This is a genomic window from Qipengyuania gaetbuli (assembly GCF_020524765.1).
In the GTDB taxonomy this organism is placed as follows: domain Bacteria; phylum Pseudomonadota; class Alphaproteobacteria; order Sphingomonadales; family Sphingomonadaceae; genus Qipengyuania; species Qipengyuania gaetbuli_A.
Genome location: NZ_JAIVLR010000002.1, coordinates 760,890 through 779,071 on the forward strand (window position 1 = coordinate 760,890; position 18,182 = coordinate 779,071).

The window sequence follows — 18,182 nt, forward strand, 5'->3', positions numbered from 1 at the left end:
AGCGGCTGATTGGAATAAAAAAATTTGATGCAAAAATGATTCTATGTGAAGGAAATGAAAGACAAATTTCTCTCGCCTTCAGTGATTGAATCGGAAAATTTATAATCAATAGCTCGTTTGTCAAAATCGCATGAGAAATAAACCGAGTTATAAAAATTCCGCAATACGAATTGAATGAACCGATAAGGGGTCAGGGGGGCCTGAACTGGAATTCTGCAGCCCTTGTACTGTCCAAGTGTCAGGTGAGATCTAGGGTGATCCGGATCTTTGTGGTCCTTCGGGTCCGCCGAAAAATCGAACCGCACCGGAAATTTGACCGAGTGTTTCCCGACTATATCAGCGAAGAGCTCATCCTTCATGTATAGTTCTGGATCCGAGTCGAAGATTTCGAGAATTGGCGATGGAAAGAGGGCCAGTCTATGTTTGGCAAGCGAGCCTTTTTCGAAAGTGTAGAGAAACTGGATCAACCCCCCGTCGAGCATTCGAATGTGATACGAGACCGATGACCGCAGAGCGTGATAAACTTCGTGGTAGGGTAAATCACGCAGACTCACTGACAGATCTGGTGAGTCCCCAATAGTTATGAGAGTTTGCTCACCGGACGTTTTTTGCGAAGGAAACGTTTGATGATCGGATAGGCCCTCTTTCACGAGGGTAGAAATTATGTCGTTAATTTGGTTGACGATTTGCCCGATTTTCACTTTGCAAACATTGCCTTCAAGCGTTCGCGCAGATCTTCAGGGAGGTCTTCAACTTTCACATCTCCTCCCTCAAGCGCCTCTATTACTCCTTGCAGGTCACTTACCTTTGCGTCCACACGCTGTCTTTCTGATCGCGTTAGATCACGGTTGACTATTTTCAGCGCCTTTTTGGTTTCCTCATCGGGATACACAAAGTCGAGGCGGAATTGATGTTCCTTCACTCGCTCGAACTCCTCGCAAAGCCCACGCATTTCACTTCCAACGCCAAGAACGCGTACCCACGCTTTTGATCGCGTAATAGCAGTGAACAATCTGTTGCGGATGATCGCACGGGTGCCAGGAAGTGTCGCATCGAAGCAGTCGTCTGCGTTTACAATGTAGACCATTCCGGCCTCGTTGCCTTTGGCCCGAAAGATTCCGGTGAAGGTTACGACATCCCGTTCGAAAAAGACATCAGGAGAGGTGGAAACGCCTGCCAGTGAGGAATTAACACCTTCACTCATAAGGCGTGCCCGAGCCTCACCAACAACCTTTCGAGTCCTAAACGGGTCTGGGTTTATGACTACAATATCCTCAGGCAAGAGTTCGTCTTCCCGAAGGTTTCTTAGGATATTTTCGACAAGCCAGTCATCTTGGTCTTTCCTAGAATCAAAGGCTTTAAATTGGATCAGGTCGGAAACAGGCGAATGATTTTCGAGAAAAAGAGGGCTCGTTTCGTCAGTTCGATGAAGTGAGACATATTCTCCGTCTGCCAACGAACCTTCGCGGACTCTATAACCGACATCTTGCCACAACTGATTCTGTTCAAAAATCTGGATCAGGCCACCGGGTTCGCGATAGATACCGAATCCTAGTGCGTGCGCAGTCGCTAGCACAGGCCTCGAATTGCGATAACACTTCTCAAGAATGATATCTTGGCGGGGCTGCCCCGAAGCAGTGGGTGTGAACTCTACGATTGGGTTCCCATTCGCATCACTTCCGAACAATTCTTCGGGTCCCGGAAGAGAAGCGTTGGTTAGTGATTGAAGTTCGTCATAAGCGTAAACTAAACGATGCGGGGCACGAAGAATAGAGTAACAAAGCCGTATGAAGGAGGATGGAAGATCTTGAGCCTCATCGACAAGAATCGCATCATAGACCGGTTCGATTTTTCTTGCTGACAACACTGCTTCTTCGCAGGCGCCAGCAAATTCTTTCCCTTCGCCAAATGCCCCCTGTGCGGAGCGGAAATCGCGATAAGCTAACTCATTTGATTTTACGAAATTAAAATATATCCCTTCCGATCTAGGAGAACCCCACGAATGCAGAATTCGAATTTTGCTCCAGTCCGGTTCTTCGCTTGTCTGTTCGAAAACAAATGACGTAATGAGGCGTTCAAATTGTCCTTTTAGAGACCGAGTATTAAAAGTTATCGCGATGTGCCAGTCGGGATTTTGGGCGTGAAGATAAGCAACTTTGAGTGCGAGTACGATTGTCTTGCCAGATCCCGCTAGGCCGCGAATACGCTGCACACCTTCAACCGTTTCGACAACCGCGGCGTTCTGATTCTCGTCTAGGTTCGCAATAGACTCATTTAAGCGATGTAGTTTTGCGCCCCGTGAATTATCATTCTCGATACTACGCTTGCGCTTAGTTTTTCTTACTGTGGTCAGCGACTGTATCGCCGCGGCCAAGGCGGGAAATCGTTCTTGGTCGTCCCATTCGAGCTTTAGGATCTCTTTCGGAAGATCTGCGCTGCCTACTACGAGGTATTCATCATCTAACGGCTCAACCGCAGCGCTTGGAGCGAATGTAATGACCTCGATTTTCGCTGCAAGCTCGCGGCGTTTCATCAAATTCGGATATTGCAGAAGCTTTGACTTGAGCTTGGCGAACAAATCGTCTTGTCGTTCTTGATATGCTCCGAGCTCTTTTCCTTCGACAAGATCGAAGGCGATCGCCCCACGCGTCGGGCTGAGAAGCAACGCGTCGAAAGGGAACGCCCCTTCCGGGGTCCCGATGATCGGGTACCCGATGTAGAGGGTTCCGTCCTCATCGCCAAGTGTCGCCAAGGTATCAGCAAGTTGCCTCGCTGAGACAGGCTTTGTGGTGCTTCCCCATACGGTATCCATAGGCGAATGCATCTCGCACGATGGTAGAAGTAAGACAACTACCTTCGCATGTTTGTAGGTTGCGTTTCTAATCCCACCCCTCATCCTTGAGCGTCCGCAAGCGCAGGCGGTTTTCCTCTTCCTCGGCTTCCATTTCCGCGACCTCGTCGTCCCACCACTCGGGTAGCTGGACCTCGCCGTCCTCACGCGTCCGGCGGGCGTGGTTGGGGTTGTACATTTCGTGCTCGGGATCGCGGCGGGGGTTGTAGCCTTCGGCGCGATCGGCGGCGATTGCGGCTTCCAGCGCCTCGCGCGCGGCGCGCACGCGGGGGCTTTCGATGGCTTCCTCCCGCGCGCGGATCGCGTCGATCTTGGCGTTGATCGATTCTATCGTCACCGCCTCCTGCTTCAGCTGCTCGGCGGCGCGTTCGGCCTCCCATTCCTTGCGCCATTGCTTGCGCAGGCGGGTCAGCTCCATCTTGTCGACTGCGTTCCCGCCGCCCTGGCGCAGCGCGCTGCGGCCATCGGCAAAGCGATCGGGCGAGCGGTTCCTCAGCATGAACATGAGCAGGCGGTCGTTATGCGAAATGCGCGTGCCGACGAGCTTGCCGTAGGAGTACACGGGCACCTCCACCCCGTTTAAGGCGCGGTCCATGGCGACATCCTCGATCCGGCGCATGCCGAAATCGAGCGCGGCTTCCCAGGCGGCGGCGAATTCCTCTGCCCCCGGCTGGCGGCGCAAGTGGTAGGCGCCATGCGTGCTGCGCCCCACCGCGCGGCAGGCCGCGGTGACGGAGCCGGTATCGGCCAGCGCCTCGATAAAGGCGCGCTGGACTTCGGGTTTCCACCCGTTGCTGCGGTCTTTGAGGCGAGGGACGGGGGCGAAGGCGGGGAGGAGTTTGGGTGTGCTCATCCGCGAGGATGGAGCAGAAAAGCGCAGTGTAGGAAACTAGCCGAGAATGCGGGCGAGCACGCCTTCGAGAGCGCGCTTGTCATACGGCTTGGTCAGGACGGGGGCGTCGGCGAATTGTTCGAGCAGGCCCGATGCCTCGCCATAGCCGGTGGCAAATGCGAAGGGGATGCCGCGCGCGGCGAGTTCCTGCGCGACCTCGATGCTGGTTTCCGTGCCCAAATTGACGTCGAGCACCGCGTAATCGGGCGATGCTTCCGTCACGAATTCCAGCGCCTGCCGGACGGTGGAGGCGGTGAGCACCTTCTGCGCGCCCAGCTCCAACAGGAAATGTTCGCTATCCATGGCGATGATGAGGTTGTCTTCCACCAGCAGCGCCGTCCCGCCGAAACTGGCGGAGGGCTTTGCGGCCGTGCTCGAGGGGGCAGGGGCGGGCTGGGCCACACGGCTTTCGAAGCCCTTCACATGGCGGTCGGGAATGTAGAATTCCGCCTCCACACCCTTCAGCGGGAAGGAGATGTCGGCCTTGCCGCCCAGTTCGAAGGGGATCGAGCGTTCGATCACGGTCGAGCCGAAGCCGCGGCGCATGGGCGGCCTCACCACCGGCCCGCCGCGTTCCTTCCAGGTGATGATCGCGCCGCCGTCCGGCTGCTTCTCCAGCCCGATCTCGATCGAGCCGCTGGAATCGCTGAGCGCCCCGTATTTGGCGGAGTTGGTGGTGAGCTCGTGGAACACCAGCGCCAGCGTCGAAAGCGCGTCGGGATGTATGATCGCATCGGTATCCGGCAGGTGGACGCGGTGCTGCTTGTCGCCGAGATAGGCGGCAACCTCTGTCTCGATCATGCCGCACAGCGAGGCCGCTTCCCATGTCGCGCTGGTGATGAGGTCGTGCGCGCGGGCGAGGGCATGGATGCGGTCGCCGACGACCTGGGTGAATTCCGATACGGTCGAGGAGTCCGACTTGCCTTGGTCGACCAGCCCGCGGATGAGGTTGAGGATGTTGCGCACGCGGTGGTTCAGCTCCGCGACGAGCAGTTCCTGCTTCTCCTGCGCCCGCTTGCGGTCGGCATTGGCGGCATCCGACAGGCGCAGCACGACTTCGAGCAGGGTGATGCGGATCGCCTCCGCCACCTGCCGTTCGGCTGCGGTCCATTCGGCGCTGTGGCCCGAGACCGTGTCGGTCCACGCCTCGAAACTCTTGCGGGGGGTCAGGCGCACGCCGTTGGGGCCGACTTCGACCGGCTTTTCGGGATTGCCCGCCCAAGTGACCGTGCGGGCGACTTCCCGGCGGAACAGGATGACGTAGTCGCGCGGACTGCGCGAGACGGGCAGTGCCATCAGCCCGGCTGCCCGCTCGACGAAATCGGCGGCGGGCGGATAGGCGCGCTGCAGGCAGTCGGTCGCGTAAACACTGCTGGTCTGCGTCGTGTTGAGGAAGCGCACCAGCGCCATGGTTTCTTCGCGCGTCGGGGTGACGCCGAACTGGCAGAATTCCCCGTCGACCCAGCCGATCGCGCCATCGAATTCGATCAGCCGGCGCAGTTCGTCCACGATGACGTCGAAATCATCGACGATGGACCCGCCCTCGGCCAGCTTGCGCATCAGCGCATTGTGCGAATCCCGCGCTCGTTCGGCTTCCTCAAGCGCGCTGCGGGAGGTCACCTGCGTCAGCAGGAAACCGAACATCTGGCCGAACAGGTCGCAGGCCGAACGCGCCGCATAATCGAGCTTGCGCGGGGTGTTGTGATGGCAGGCGAACAGGCCCCACAGGCGGTCGCCGTCCATGATGCTGACCGACATGGAGGCTGCAACGCCCATGTTGCGCAGGTATTCGAGGTGGATCGGCGATACGGCCCGCAGCGTGCTCAGCGACAGGTCCACCGGCTCACCGGAGGTGCCCGTTTCTGGCAGGATCGGGGAGACCCTGTCACCTACATCGCTGATGATGCGAATGGGCGACCGCTTGTACAGGGCGCGGGCCTGTTTCGGTATGTCGGAGGCGGGATATCGCAGACCGAGAAACGGCTCCATGCCTTGGGCGAGCGCCTCGGCGATCACCTCGCCGGAATCGTCGGGGGCGAAGCGGTAGACCATCACCCGGTCGAAGCCGCAGAGCGCCTTCATGAAGCGGGCGGCATTCTTGCAGAGTTCGGTGACGTCGCGGCTGGTTTTCAGCCGTTCCACCATGCCGCGAACCTGCGGCAGTGCGTCCTTGCGCCTACCGGGTTCCAGCACGGGTTCGAGTTCGACGATGATCGACTGCCCAGAGCGGTGCACGGCGACATGGAAATGCCGCTCGTCCCCGTCGCGCACCTGCAGATCGTAACACCTGCCGACCGCATCGGGCGAGGAGAGCGTCTGGATTTCGGTCCTGATTTCGTGGAGCGCCGCGTCGGAAAAATAGCTGCGCAGCGGATTGCCGATCATGTCCTGCGCGGCGATGCCGAGATGCTCTTTGGCATTGGCCGAAGCATGCAGGACCAGCCAGTCGGGCGACAGGGCAATCAGGCAGCCGAAGCTCTGGACATGGCCGAGCTGGTGGATCGGCTCGCGCTCGCAATTTGTGAGATCGACCTCCATCACGCGTTCGCCATGGAGGGGGCAGGCGACAATGCGCGCGCCTCTTCGCCGTAAAGCGCGAAGACCCGCTGCGCATCGTCCGCGATGTCGGTCAATTCAGCATCCCAATGCCCGGTTTCCAGTTCTTCGCACAGCAGCGACCAGACCGGTCCCGAGCCTTCGTCGGTGAAGTAACCGCGCACGTCATCGTTCCAGCGGACGGCCTGCTTGTCGAGGCGGCGCGAAATGACCCGTGCACCCAGCCGCGAACCCAGCACGACATAGGCGATCGCAAGGGGGTGGAGTGCCTCTGCCTGCCGCGGGGTTTTCGCCCTTTCCGGCAGGTCGAGCGCATCGCGCGATCGGCTAGCCAGCGAGCGCAAGCGCAGGATCTCGTCCCTGTATGCGGGATGATCCGAAAGAGCTGGAATCAAACGATCCATCGCACCGATATGCGCGGTCAGGATCGCGTCCATGCCTTCTCCGGTGGCCATGTCGAAGACGTCGAAAGCCGCTTCCACGGCGGTATGTTCGCCGCGGGTTTCCCGGTTCAGATATTGGCGTCCCGTTGTCACTGCATATGGATCGGACCCGATCCCTCCGTCTTGTCCGGCACGACTAATTCCGTCCGGACACCCCCCATTTTGTCGCGCCGGTACAACGCTGCATTATTACCGCATTGCAATAGCTTAAGACCATCAACTACCAAACCGGAAACTGGTTTCCGCGAGGCGCAAGAAAGACTTGGGGCACGGCTCGGGTCTCTTGCAGAATATTCCGAAACCTCAGTCAGGGCCGCGTCTGTCCGCTGCCGTGTACGAGGTATTTGAAGCTGCACAGCTGTTCGAGGCCGACCGGCCCGCGCGCATGCATCTTGCCGGTGGCGATGCCGATTTCCGCGCCCATGCCGAACTCGCCGCCGTCGGAGAACTGGGTGGAGGCATTGTGCATGACGACAGCGCTGTCCACGCCGAGCAGGAAGCGGCGAGCGGCCTCGTCGTCATCGGTCAGGATCGCGTCGGTATGATGGCTCGAGTGGTCTTCGACCCACGCGATCGCTTCGTCCAGCCCGTCCACGATTTTCACCGAGGCGATGGGGCCGAGGTATTCGGTGTCCCAGTCTTCTTCGCTGGCAGGGGCGATGCGCCCGTCGATAGCGACCGCTTCCGCGTCGCCGCGCAGTTCGCAATCGGCTGCCATCGCGTCGGCGAGGGCGGGGACTGCTTGGCCCGCAAGGCTGCGGTCGATCACGATGCTTTCGGTCGCCCCGCAAACGCCTGTGCGACGCAGCTTTGCGTTGCGGATGACGTCCACTGCCTTCGCGACGTCGGCGGCTTCATGGATGTAGCTGTGGCAATTGCCGTCGAGGTGGAGAAGCGTGGGCACGCTTGCCTGGTCGCGCACTAGTTCGACGAGGCCGCGCCCGCCGCGCGGGATGACGAGGTCGACGAACTTGTCGGCCTTGAGCAGTGCTGCCACCGCTGCACGGTCGGTCGTCTGTACGGTCTGTACCGCATCGCGCGGAAGTCCGGCAGCCTCGAGGCCGGCCTGCATGCAGTCGACGATGACGCGCGTGGAATGGCGGCTTTCGCTACCCCCGCGCAGGATGACGGCGTTGCCGCTCTTGAGGCACAGAGCCGAAGCGTCCGCGCCGACATTCGGGCGGCTTTCGTAGATCATGCCGATGACCCCGATAGGTACGGCGACGCGTTCGATCTTGAGGCCGTTGGGCCTCTCGAACGTCGCGAGCGAGCGGCCCACGGGATCGGGCAGTTCGGCAATTTCCTCCAGCGCATTTGCCATGCCTTCGATCCGCTCATCGTCAAGGCGCAAGCGGTCGATGAAGCTGTCGGGCTTCTTGCCCGCGACGCTTGCGACATCGCGATCGTTCGCCTCGATCAATTCGGCACTCGCGCTGCGGAGGGCCCTGGCTGCTTCGCGCAACGCTGCGTTCTTGGCGTCGGTGCTGGCGGAAACAAGGCGGCGCGCAGCCTTGCGGGCGCGCTGGCCTAGCTCGTGAATATGGATCTGGGGGTCGAGTGCCTGGTCGGTCATGTGGATTCTCTTGTCTGTTCGTGTGCGGGGCGGGTGCTGCCGCTGGTCAGCGCAGCTCTACCGCCCTGTCATAAGCCGCCTGCAATGTAGCACGCAGACGATCGGTTAGGCCATCGTCGCCGTTGAGTGCGGCGAGGCCGGCGGCGGTAGTGCCGCCCTTGCTGGTGACGGAGTTGCGCAACTCCTCCAGCGACAGCGCGCCCGGCTCGCTCGCCATGGCGATTGCGCCGCCGATTGTGCCCAGCACCATTTCGCGCGCCTGCTGTTCGGTGAAGCCCTGTTCCATCGCGGCCAGCGCATATGCGCGGGCGATTTCGAAGACGTAGCCGGGGCCCGAACCTGCAACTGCCGTTACGCGGTCGAGTTCGTCCTCGCTGGCGACGGTTACGGTCGTCCCCGCGCGGGCCATGAAGTCCTGCACATGGGCGGTATGCGCCGCGGTAGCACCCTCGGCGGGGTAAATGCCGCTGACGCCTTGCCCGATGGCTGCGGGGAGGTTCGGCATGACGCGCACGACCGGCGCGCCGTTCATCGCCTGCGAGAGGCGGCCGGCGGAATAACCCGCCGCAATGGACAGGACATAGCCGCCCGGCGCGAGGTTTGCGGCATAGGCGGGCATGATGTCGTCGATCATCTGCGGCTTCACCGCGATCACCATGCAATCGAAGCTTTCGCCTTCGATTTCGGTACGATCGGACGCGAGCCGCGCGCCGCCGGGCACGCTTTTCTGGCCGGGATCGACCACGGTGATCGACTCCGGACCCTTGGCCCATTGACCCAATAGAGCGGATCCCATCTTTCCGCATCCGACCATGAGTACCGTATTGATAATGGTTGTTTCCTGTTCTCGCGTCGGTACGCGATTTTTCCAAATGGATGATACTTCAAATTACTTTGAGCACTTGGCGTAGTAACGGATTGATTTCGCGTTGTAGACACATCTATTCAGTGCATTCGAAATTCATCGGATTTGCCATTGTGCGCTGCACCATGAGTATCTATATCACTTTCCGATTATTTCAAGGTTGAATCATTTTTCTATTATGGCTTCACGCAAGACACTCGTCGTTAAAATCGGATCCGCGCTGCTGGCAAATCAGGATTTGCTTACCCCCCGTTACGGTTTCCTTCAGCGCTTGATGGAAGATATCGCTGCGCTCAGGGCCGAGGGCTGGAATGTGCTTGTGTGTTCCTCCGGATCGGTCGCGTTGGGGCTGCGCATTATCGGTGAAACGCCGCAAAGCGCGGGCGTGTCCGACAAGCAGGCGGCAGCTGCCTGCGGAATGCCGCTGCTGCTCAACGCCTACAAGCAGGTCGGGCACGAATTCGGTTTTGACATCGCGCAGGTGCTGCTGACGCTCGGCGATTTCGAGGATCACCGTCGCTTCCTCAATACGCGCAATACCGTTCATCGCCTGCTCGAAGCGGGCGTCATGCCGATCGTGAACGAGAACGACACGATCACGACCGAGGAAATCCGCGTCGGCGACAACGACCGGCTCGCGGCCAAGGTCGCCCAGATGGTCGGGGCGAGCGACTTCATCATCCTCACCGGCGTCGACGGGCTGTATGACCGCAATCCGGACGATCCGGACGCGCGCTTCGTGGAAGAGGTCGAGGACGTGTCGCAATACATGGATGCGACCAAGGGCAAGAGCACGCTCGGCACGGGCGGGATGGCAACGAAGCTGCAGGCGGCGAACATGGCGCAGGAAGCGGGCGTCACTACGTGGATCGCGCAGGGCGAGGTCGACCGGCCGCTGTCACGTGTGCTGTCAGGCGAGGGCAGGGCCACGAGGGTCATGCCCAATCCCGAACCCCTTTCCGGCTGGGACAGCTGGATCGCCAACCGCTTGCAGATGGCAGGCAGCCTCGTAGTGTCGGAGAAGGTAGCCGATGAAGTGGCGCAGGGCGGCCGCCCGATCCGCCGGGCGGACGTGGTATCCGCCGACGGCGATTTTACTCGCGGCGACGTGCTGCATGTCTACGACAGCAAGGGCATAGAGCGCGCGCGCGGCCTGTCCGATTTCACCTCGGAAGAACTACGCGTGATGATCAACAACCCCGATACCGATGCCGAACAACTGCTCGGCTATCGCACCAAGGGCGAGATCATCCGCGACAACAACCTCGTCGCGCTCGATACGCGCCACCTGCTGTGGGACGCGCCCGCAGCGCTCAGCGAAGGCTAGGCCTCAGACAGCCGCGTTCGCGCTCGCCATGGCGCTGTCGGCGGTGTTGAAGGTCGTCGAGACCTCGCCGCCCAGCGACTGGAGCGCCGTGATGGAAGCGACCGCGATAAGCGCGGCGATCAGGCCGTATTCGATGGCCGTCGCACCGCTGCGATCCTGACCCAGGCGTTTGAAGAACTGCATCGCAAGCGACTCCCTGAAAGGCCGGCCCACTCCCGGCAAATATGAGCCGGGAGCGGTTAATCGCGCCTTCCCGATTGCGATTGACGCGGATTAACGATGCGCGCGCCAACGGGCGGCGGGGACCTTGCCCGCCGCCCGCAGGTTGCAGCGTATCGTCGGCCTAGTCGTCTTTCAGGTCGTTTCCGCGATTGGGGTTGCAGGCGAACCCGGGAATCGGGAACTGCGTGCGCGGATCGATCTGCGAAGGATCGATCCAGCCCGCAGGCCCGACCAGCTGGCCGTAATTCTGCGTCCGGTAACCGGGATCGCGCGGATCGCCGTCGAGGTCGTTGAGACCCGAATAGACGCATTCGGACCGGCCATTGATGTCCAGCGGCTGCCCGTTGCCTTTCACTTCCCCTGCAGATGCAGCCGTCCCCGTCCCAAGGGCAAAAAGCCCAATGGAAACAGCGGCTGCGCGTGTGATGGTCTTGTACATGGCTTCACCTCTCTCGAAGAAAGTACTGAAGCGACCTGTCGTTTTTTGGATTGCCGCGACTCTCTCTCTCGCCGCGGCGCAGGGAAAATACGCCTTTCACCCGAAAAATCCAGCATCGGGAGGGGAAGGGCGCGATGATGGTGGAAGCCGTGACAACTTCACTTGGCGTTCAGCGGGGGTCTGGTTATAGGCTCGCCACCATGACGACCCATTCGCGTATCGCTCGCAAGCTCGCCCTCGGTGCCCTTATCGGTGCCACGCTCGTAACTGCCGGCTGCGCCAGCCGCGGCGGGGATGGGCCGAAGGATACTGCATACGTCGCCCGCGATGTCGAAACGCTCTATGCCGAAGCCAAGGGCCGGCTCGATCGCAACCAGCCGCAGCTTGCCGCCGCGCTGTTCGACGAGGTGGAGCGCCAGCACCCCTATTCGCCCTGGGCCCGCCGCGCACAGTTGATGAGCGCATTCAGCTATTACGTCGCGCGCGATTACAACAAGTCGGTCGCCTCGGCGCAGCGCTTCCTGTCGATCCACCCCGGCAACAAGGACGCGCCTTATGCCTACTACCTGATCGCGCTCAGCTATTACGAGCAGATCAGCGACGTGCAGCGCGACCAGAAGGTTACCGAGCAGGCGCTCACCGCGCTGCGCGAACTCGACCGCCGTTTCCCGCAGACCGAATATGCTGCCGACGCCCGCCTCAAGATCGACCTCGTGCGCGATCACCTGGCAGGCAAGGAAATGGAGATCGGCCGCTTCTACGAACGGTCGGGCAAGTGGATTGCCGCCCAGATCCGCTTCCAGAACGTGGTCGAGAACTACCAGACCACCAGCCATGCGCCCGAAGCGCTCTACCGCCTCACGGAAACCAGCCTCGCACTCGGCATTCCGCAGGAAGCGGTGAAATATGCCGCCGTCCTCGGTGCCAACTACCCGGGCAGCGAATGGTACGACAAGGCGTACGAGCTGGTGCAGGACCACGCAGCCGGCGTCACCGCCAGCTAAGGCCGAATATCGCGAAAATTTTTTCCGGACCTTGAAACCGGATCGCTTTGGTCGCATTTAGTCAATGCGGACCGGGCCCCTCTGGCGTGCGCCTCTTGTGCGAACGTGATGTCGGACCGCATCGGACAACCGATGCGTGCTGGCAGGCCCTTTCCCCTCCCCTCCCAGCCTACCGGCCCATCGGCTGTCCGATCGACATAAGCCTCGATTTCGGAGACTATGATGACGGCCCGTACTTTCAGACTGACCCAGATCCACCAGCGGATTGACGAGCGCCTGCGCAGCGAAATGCGCAAGCGCGTGCCCGACTGGCTGGAGGTCTCCCGCCTCAAGAAAATGAAGCTGCGCGCCAAGGATGCGCTCCACCGTTTGGCCAAGCGCGCCAAGCCTGCCTGACGGCAGCGAACGGGGGCCGTCGCGCGCTTCTCCCCCCATAAGCGGCGCGCGGCGGCTGCCCATTTTCCTTTTCACCCTCAGATCGTCGGAGACGACCATGGTCCAGGCCATTGCACCCTTGCTGCGCGACTTCCTGCAAAAGGAATCGGCGGGCGGCATCGTATTGATTTTCGCAGCGCTGCTGGCGCTTGCGGTCGCCAATTCGCCCCTGCTGGGGGCCTACCAGGACCTGCTCGATACCGGCGTGGTGGTCGGCATAGGCAGCTTCGTCATCGACAAGCCCCTGCTGCTCTGGATCAACGACGGCCTGATGGCCGTGTTCTTCTTCCTCGTCGGCCTGGAGGTTAAGCGCGAGATATTCGAAGGCCAGCTTTCAAGCTGGGACAAGGCCTCCCTGCCGCTGGTCGCCGCGATCGGCGGCATGGCCATTCCAGCCCTTATCTTCCTGTCGCTGAATGCCGGATCGCCCGAGACGATCAACGGCTGGGCGATCCCCGCTGCCACTGACATCGCTTTTGCGCTGGGTATCCTTTCGCTGCTCGGACCGCGCGTGCCGGTCGCACTCAAGGCTCTGCTGCTGGCAATTGCCGTCATCGACGACATCGGCGCCATCGCCATCATCGCGCTGTTCTATTCGGGTGAACTCGATACCGGCATGCTCGGCGCGGCAGCCATCGTCTTCGTGGTCATGCTGGCCGTGGGAAGGGCGCGGGTCCAGTCCACCATCCCCTATATCCTGCTGGCGATCCTGATGTGGGCCTTCGTCCTGAAGTCGGGCGTCCATGCGACGCTGGCAGGCGTGGCCGCCGCGATGACGGTGCCGCTTGATCCCAAGAGCGATCACGGCCCGCTGGAAACGATGGAGCATGCGCTCCATCCCTGGGTCGCCTTCCTCGTGATCCCGATCTTCGGCTTTGCCAATGCCGGGGTGACGCTGTTCGGCCTGTCGCCGTCGGCGCTGCTCGAGCCGCTGCCGCTCGGCATCGCGCTCGGCCTGTTGCTGGGCAAGCAGATCGGCATTTTCGGCTTTGCCTATGCTGCCGTAAAGCTGCGCATTGCCAGCCTGCCGGAAGACGTCAGCTGGCGGCAGGTCCACGGCATGAGCCTGTTGGCCGCCATCGGTTTCACCATGAGCCTGTTCATCGGCAATCTCGCCTTTGCGGATCCGCTCCTGATCGACGCCGTCAAGATCGGTGTCCTGTCGGGATCGACCATTGCCGCGATCGCCGGTTACCTTCTTCTCAGCCGCGCGCTCCCGAAGGACGCGCATTCGGAAAGCACTGAATGATGGAATTCCTGTTTACAGACTGGCTCGGAACCCCGGTATGGTTCTGGGCCGCCTTCATCACGATCGTCATTGCGCTGACCGCCTTCGACCTCGGCATCCTGCACAAGGAGGACAAGGAACTCGGCATCGGCGAAAGCCTGAAACTGTCCGTCTTCTACATCGGCGTGGCGCTGCTGTTCGGCGCCTGGGTCTGGGTCGAACGCGGTGCATCGGCGGGTATGGAATATTACACCGGCTTCTTCATCGAAAAGGCGCTGTCGATCGACAACGTCTTCGTGATCAGCCTCATCTTCACCTACTTCGCGATCCCTGCGAAATATCAGTATCGCGCGCTGCTGTGGGGCATCATGGCGGTCATCGTCCTGCGCGGCCTGATGATCGCGGGCGGGGCGGCCCTGCTGGCGGAAGCCTACTGGGTGCTCTACCTGTTCGCCGCCTTCCTGATCGTGACCGGCATCAAGATGTTCTTCGCCGGTGACGAGCCGATGGACGTCGGCAAGAACCCGGTGATCCGCTGGATCAGCAAGCATATGCGGGTGACCAAGGAACTGCACGACCAGCACTTCTTCGTGAAGGTCCCCGACAGCAAGACCGGCAAGCTGGTGACGGCGGCCACGCCGCTGTTCCTGGCGCTGGTGGTGATCAACCTTGCCGACCTCGTCTTCGCGCTCGACAGCGTGCCGGCGATCTTCGCGATCACGACCGACACCTTCATCGTTTACACCTCGAACATTTTCGCCATCCTCGGCCTGCGCGCGCTCTATTTCGCGCTCGCCGCGATGGTTCACCGCTTCCACTACCTCAAGTATGCCCTGGCAGCGGTGCTGGTGTTCATCGGCAGCAAGATCTTCGTGACCGACTTCTTGCTCGACGGCGGCAAGCTGCCGGCCTGGATCAGCCTTGGCGTGACCTTCGGCCTGATCGCGGCGGGCGTCCTCTATTCGCTGTGGAAGACCCGCGGCGCGGAGGAACCGAACTGGCCCGCAGGCCCCGAAAGCAGCACCCCTGCGGAAGCTGTTGCTAACGGAACAAAGGGTGGATGACGCAGGCCGCCGGGTGGGCTAGGAACAGCTTCCGATGCTCACCCGGCTGGCCATCCGCAATATCGTCCTGATCGACGCGCTCGACCTCAAGTTCGGGCGTGGTCTCGGCGTGCTGACGGGCGAGACGGGGGCGGGCAAGTCGATCCTGCTGGATTCGCTCGGCCTCGTGCTCGGCAACCGTGCCGACAGCGGGCTGGTGCGCGCGGGCGAGGAAAAGGCAAGCGTCACCGCCAGCTTCGATTTCGCGGTCCTGCCGCAGGGCATCGCCGAATTGCTGGACGATGCCGATATCGAGATCGAGGAGGGCGAACCTCTCATCCTGCGTCGCCAGCTGAAGGCGGACGGGAAGAGCAAGGCCTTCGTCAACGACCAGTCGGTCAGCGTGGGTCTGCTGCGCGAACTTGCCGGTTTTCTCGTCGAACTGCATGGCCAGCACGATGATCGCGGGCTGGTAAATCCGCGCGGCCACCGCGCGCTGCTCGACCGGTTTGCAGGGGCGGAAACTGCGCGGGTGGAACAGGCCTGGGCCAAGTGGCGCGGGGCCGAAGACCAGCTGGCACGCGCGCGGGCCGCGCTCGAACAGGCCAAGCTGGACCAGGACCTCCTGCTCGCGCATCTGGCCGAACTTACCTCGCTCGAACCGCAGGCCGGGGAAGAGGCGCGCCTCGCCGAAACCCGCGCCTCGATGCAGAAGGGCGAGAAGCTGTCGGGCGATCTGGAGGAACTGCGCCACATCTGGGAAGGCTCGGATTCGCCGCTCGCCGCCCTGCGCGTGGCAGCACGCCGGCTCGATCGGATCGCGCCGGAACATCCTTTGCTCGCCGATGCGCTGGCGGCGCTCGACCGCGCGGTGATCGAGGCCGGAGAGGCGGAGGACAAGCTGCAAGCCGCCGCCGATGCGCTGGAACACGATCCGCAGGCGCTGGAGGCCGCGGAAACGCGCCTGTTCGAACTGCGCGCGCTCGCTCGCAAGCATCGCTGCGAGGTGGACGAACTGCCCGAGAAGATGCGCGAGATGCGCAGCCAGCTCGATTCCATCGAAGGCGGCGAGGCCGAACTGGACGCTCTCGAGGCGGCGGCGAAGGATGCGGGCAATCGCTACCGCGCCGAGGCAGAGGCACTGCACGCGAACCGCGTGGCGGCCGCGATGCGGCTGGACGAGGCGGTGGCGCGCGAACTCGCCCCGCTCAAGCTCGACGCGGCGCGCTTCCATACCGCTGTTGCCGAATTGCCCGAGGAACGCTGGGGCGCGCACGGCATGGACAGCGTCGAATTCCTGATCGCAACCAATCCGGGTGCCGATTTCGCACCGCTCAACAAGATCGCCAGCGGCGGGGAGCTCTCGCGCTTCATCCTCGCGCTGAAAGTCGCTCTGGCGGAGCAGGGCGGGGCGGCGACGGTAATCTTCGACGAAATCGACCGCGGCGTCGGCGGCGCGGTGGCAAGCGCGATCGGCGAACGGCTGGCGCGCCTTGCCGATGGCGGGCAATTGCTGGCCGTGACCCACTCACCCCAGGTCGCGGCACGCGGGGTGACGCATTACATGATCGCCAAGTCCTCCGAAGGCACCGTCACCAAGACCAGCGTATCGCTGCTCGACGATGCGGGGCGGCAGGAGGAAATCGCCCGGATGCTGTCAGGCGCTGAAGTCACGCCCGAGGCGCGGGCGCAGGCGGACCGCTTGCTGGAAAAAGCCTGATTGCAGGCACTTGGCCGGGACTTGCGCGTTTCCCGCAGCATGAATCATCTCCGCAGCCTGGTCGCACTGGTGATGCTCGCCGCCTTGTCGGCCTGCTCGGCCTATCTCCCGCGCTATGCGCCGGCGCAAGGGGCCATCGAGACAGGCTATTACGAAAACATCCAGACCCCGCGCCTTGCGCTGCTGGAATACCGGCTCGGCAAGTATTTTGCGCAGAAGGATCGGCCCTATCCGGTGGTCTGCGCGGCGGCCGAGAAGATGGTCCCGCACATTGCCGCCTCGCGCCCGCGTCCGCTTGATCCCGATGTCGAGTTGAAGCTGATCGAGCGTTTCCCTGGCCTCTCTCCGCTATCGCGCTGCGAGCGGGAAGGGCTCGATATCGTGGCCACCGACACGCGGCAGGCGGCGGCGATCTTCGACGTGCATGATTTCGTGTGCGACCGTCCGACCGAATGCGTTGGATACGCGGGCTATTACGCCAATGGCCAGCACGGGTGGAGCTACTACCGCATGACGTTCGTAGACGGGCAGTGGCGGATCGAGCCGGAGGAGCTGAATATCATCCTCACCTCCGGCACACAGAAAAGCGTGCCCCCGAAGGCTTACGCCGCGCCCCTGCCGGACACGCCTGCAATCGCACTGCTGACCGAGCTTCTGGACGAACAATTCGCCAGTCCCGACCGCTTTCCCACCACCTGCGCGACGATCGCATCGGGCAACAGGACCTACCAAGCCCTGCCAGGAGAGGTCGAGCTGGCCCTGATGGAACGCTACCCCGAACTCGCGCCCTTCGAGCGGTGCGTGTGGAAGGACGATGTGGTGGTCGTCGATGCCATCACCGGCGAACGGGCGGTGATCTACTCGGTCCGCCGCCTTGCCTGCACCTTGCCGGATGAATGCACCGCCTGGGGCGGCTGGATCACGGCGAACCTAGGGGCGCAGGCGTGGGAATACCGCCTGCGCCGCGTCGAAGGCCGATGGATCGCCAAGCGCACCGGCAACGGCGTGATTTCCTAGGCGGCGACTTCGCTCTCGCGCTGGCCGAGGTAGATCAGGACGAGTAGTCCCCAGACACTGAACTTGAAGGCATCGCCCAGCGACCCGGCCCCGATTTCGTTCTGCCACATCTGGTAGCCTGCGCCGCCGAATGTGCCGAACAGACCGAACCATGTGACGACCGACAGGCCGGCGCCGAGTTTCGCCATGCTCTTGGCCGCCTCGAAGCCGGCAGCATCGGCCCCTCTTGCAGACCACAGCTGCCATGCGCCCCACAGGCAGATGAGCCCTGTCGCAATCTCGAAGGCGAAGATGGTCCACGCGAAAACGAAGACTGCCGAACCGGTAATGGCCGGCAGCAAATTGTTGTCGAAGAGCTCGTTGCCTTCCATCCCGAGCACGTACCCGACCGCGCCATAGGCCTGGTCGATGTTCATGATGTTATGGATCACATAGAGCAGCGCCATGAGCCCGAGTGAGGCAACGAAGGCGGTTTTCAGATAGCGGTCGATCATCCCAACTCCCCCAAACTGGTGATGCGACCTCGCGGCACTTTTCCCCGTGCCGTGGGTGATGCATAGCGCAGGG

17 protein-coding genes are annotated in these 18,182 nt (G+C 61.7%); 7 read left to right on the forward strand and 10 right to left on the reverse strand.

Translation table 11 applies throughout. The features are described from left to right. Positions 1–41: 41 nt before the first annotated feature. The 7 genes from LC083_RS14095 to LC083_RS12265 form a co-directional block, all read right to left on the reverse strand. Positions 42–701, reverse strand: a complete 660-nt coding sequence (locus LC083_RS14095) for a DUF2290 domain-containing protein (RefSeq protein WP_413469461.1) — start codon at positions 699–701, stop codon at positions 42–44. After that, positions 698–2,812: a DEAD/DEAH box helicase gene (locus LC083_RS12240; RefSeq protein WP_226700618.1), complete on the reverse strand. Its 2,115-nt coding sequence runs from the start codon at positions 2,810–2,812 to the stop codon at positions 698–700. Before LC083_RS12240 ends, LC083_RS14095 begins: the two co-directional genes overlap by 4 nt. Before the next feature lie 67 nt (positions 2,813–2,879). Next, positions 2,880–3,704, reverse strand: coding sequence for a hypothetical protein (locus tag LC083_RS12245; RefSeq protein WP_226700619.1), 825 nt, complete (start codon positions 3,702–3,704; stop codon positions 2,880–2,882). A 36-nt stretch (positions 3,705–3,740) separates the two neighbouring features. Then, a complete protein-coding gene (locus tag LC083_RS12250) occupies positions 3,741–6,281 on the reverse strand; it encodes an HWE histidine kinase domain-containing protein (protein ID WP_226700620.1) in 2,541 nt (846 codons plus the stop codon). Beyond that, a complete protein-coding gene (locus LC083_RS12255; protein WP_226700621.1) occupies positions 6,281–6,835 on the reverse strand; it encodes a hypothetical protein in 555 nt (184 codons plus the stop codon). Before LC083_RS12255 ends, LC083_RS12250 begins: the two co-directional genes overlap by 1 nt. Before the next feature lie 214 nt (positions 6,836–7,049). Beyond that, positions 7,050–8,315, reverse strand: a complete 1,266-nt coding sequence (locus tag LC083_RS12260) for a glutamate-5-semialdehyde dehydrogenase (protein ID WP_226700622.1) — start codon at positions 8,313–8,315, stop codon at positions 7,050–7,052. A 46-nt stretch (positions 8,316–8,361) separates the two neighbouring features. Continuing rightward, complete coding sequence (locus LC083_RS12265; protein ID WP_226700623.1) at positions 8,362–9,129, reverse strand: pyrroline-5-carboxylate reductase family protein; 768 nt, start codon at positions 9,127–9,129, stop codon at positions 8,362–8,364. A gap of 229 nt (positions 9,130–9,358) precedes the next feature. On the opposite strand from LC083_RS12265, the gene proB reads away from it, so the two are divergent. Continuing rightward, positions 9,359–10,507 (forward strand): glutamate 5-kinase, encoded by a 1,149-nt coding sequence (proB, locus tag LC083_RS12270; RefSeq protein ID WP_226700624.1) that lies wholly within the window; start codon positions 9,359–9,361, stop codon positions 10,505–10,507. Between the two features lie 3 nt (positions 10,508–10,510). On the opposite strand, the gene LC083_RS12275 is transcribed toward proB, so the two are convergent. Then, the gene (locus tag LC083_RS12275; RefSeq protein WP_160606896.1) at positions 10,511–10,690 is read right to left on the reverse strand and encodes a Flp family type IVb pilin; all 180 of its coding nucleotides are present in this window, start codon (positions 10,688–10,690) and stop codon (positions 10,511–10,513) included. Between the two features lie 160 nt (positions 10,691–10,850). Next, complete coding sequence (locus LC083_RS12280) at positions 10,851–11,084, reverse strand: hypothetical protein (RefSeq protein WP_226700625.1); 234 nt, start codon at positions 11,082–11,084, stop codon at positions 10,851–10,853. 284 nt (positions 11,085–11,368) lie between these two features. Between LC083_RS12280 and LC083_RS12285 the strand changes: the two genes are divergently transcribed. From LC083_RS12285 to LC083_RS12310, 6 genes are all read left to right on the forward strand, one after another. After that, positions 11,369–12,172, forward strand: coding sequence for an outer membrane protein assembly factor BamD (locus tag LC083_RS12285; protein ID WP_226700626.1), 804 nt, complete (start codon positions 11,369–11,371; stop codon positions 12,170–12,172). Between the two features lie 222 nt (positions 12,173–12,394). After that, positions 12,395–12,568, forward strand: coding sequence for a DUF465 domain-containing protein (locus tag LC083_RS12290; RefSeq protein ID WP_226700627.1), 174 nt, complete (start codon positions 12,395–12,397; stop codon positions 12,566–12,568). A 97-nt stretch (positions 12,569–12,665) separates the two neighbouring features. Next, the gene (gene nhaA, locus LC083_RS12295; protein ID WP_226700628.1) at positions 12,666–13,856 is read left to right on the forward strand and encodes a Na+/H+ antiporter NhaA; all 1,191 of its coding nucleotides are present in this window, start codon (positions 12,666–12,668) and stop codon (positions 13,854–13,856) included. After that, positions 13,856–14,899, forward strand: a complete 1,044-nt coding sequence (locus LC083_RS12300; RefSeq protein ID WP_226700804.1) for a TerC family protein — start codon at positions 13,856–13,858, stop codon at positions 14,897–14,899. The genes nhaA and LC083_RS12300 overlap by 1 nt, the downstream gene beginning before the upstream one ends. A 34-nt stretch (positions 14,900–14,933) precedes the next feature. After that, complete coding sequence (gene recN, locus LC083_RS12305) at positions 14,934–16,598, forward strand: DNA repair protein RecN (RefSeq protein ID WP_224832472.1); 1,665 nt, start codon at positions 14,934–14,936, stop codon at positions 16,596–16,598. Positions 16,599–16,637: 39 nt separating this feature from the next. After that, positions 16,638–17,615 carry a hypothetical protein gene (locus LC083_RS12310; RefSeq protein ID WP_226700629.1) on the forward strand — a complete coding sequence of 326 codons (978 nt, stop codon included), beginning with the start codon at positions 16,638–16,640 and terminating at the stop codon, positions 17,613–17,615. Here the strand turns inward: LC083_RS12310 and LC083_RS12315 are convergent. Further along, complete coding sequence (locus tag LC083_RS12315) at positions 17,612–18,109, reverse strand: DUF2165 domain-containing protein (RefSeq protein WP_226700630.1); 498 nt, start codon at positions 18,107–18,109, stop codon at positions 17,612–17,614. The two genes, LC083_RS12310 and LC083_RS12315, sit on opposite strands and share 4 nt — an antisense overlap. Positions 18,110–18,182 lie beyond the last annotated feature (73 nt).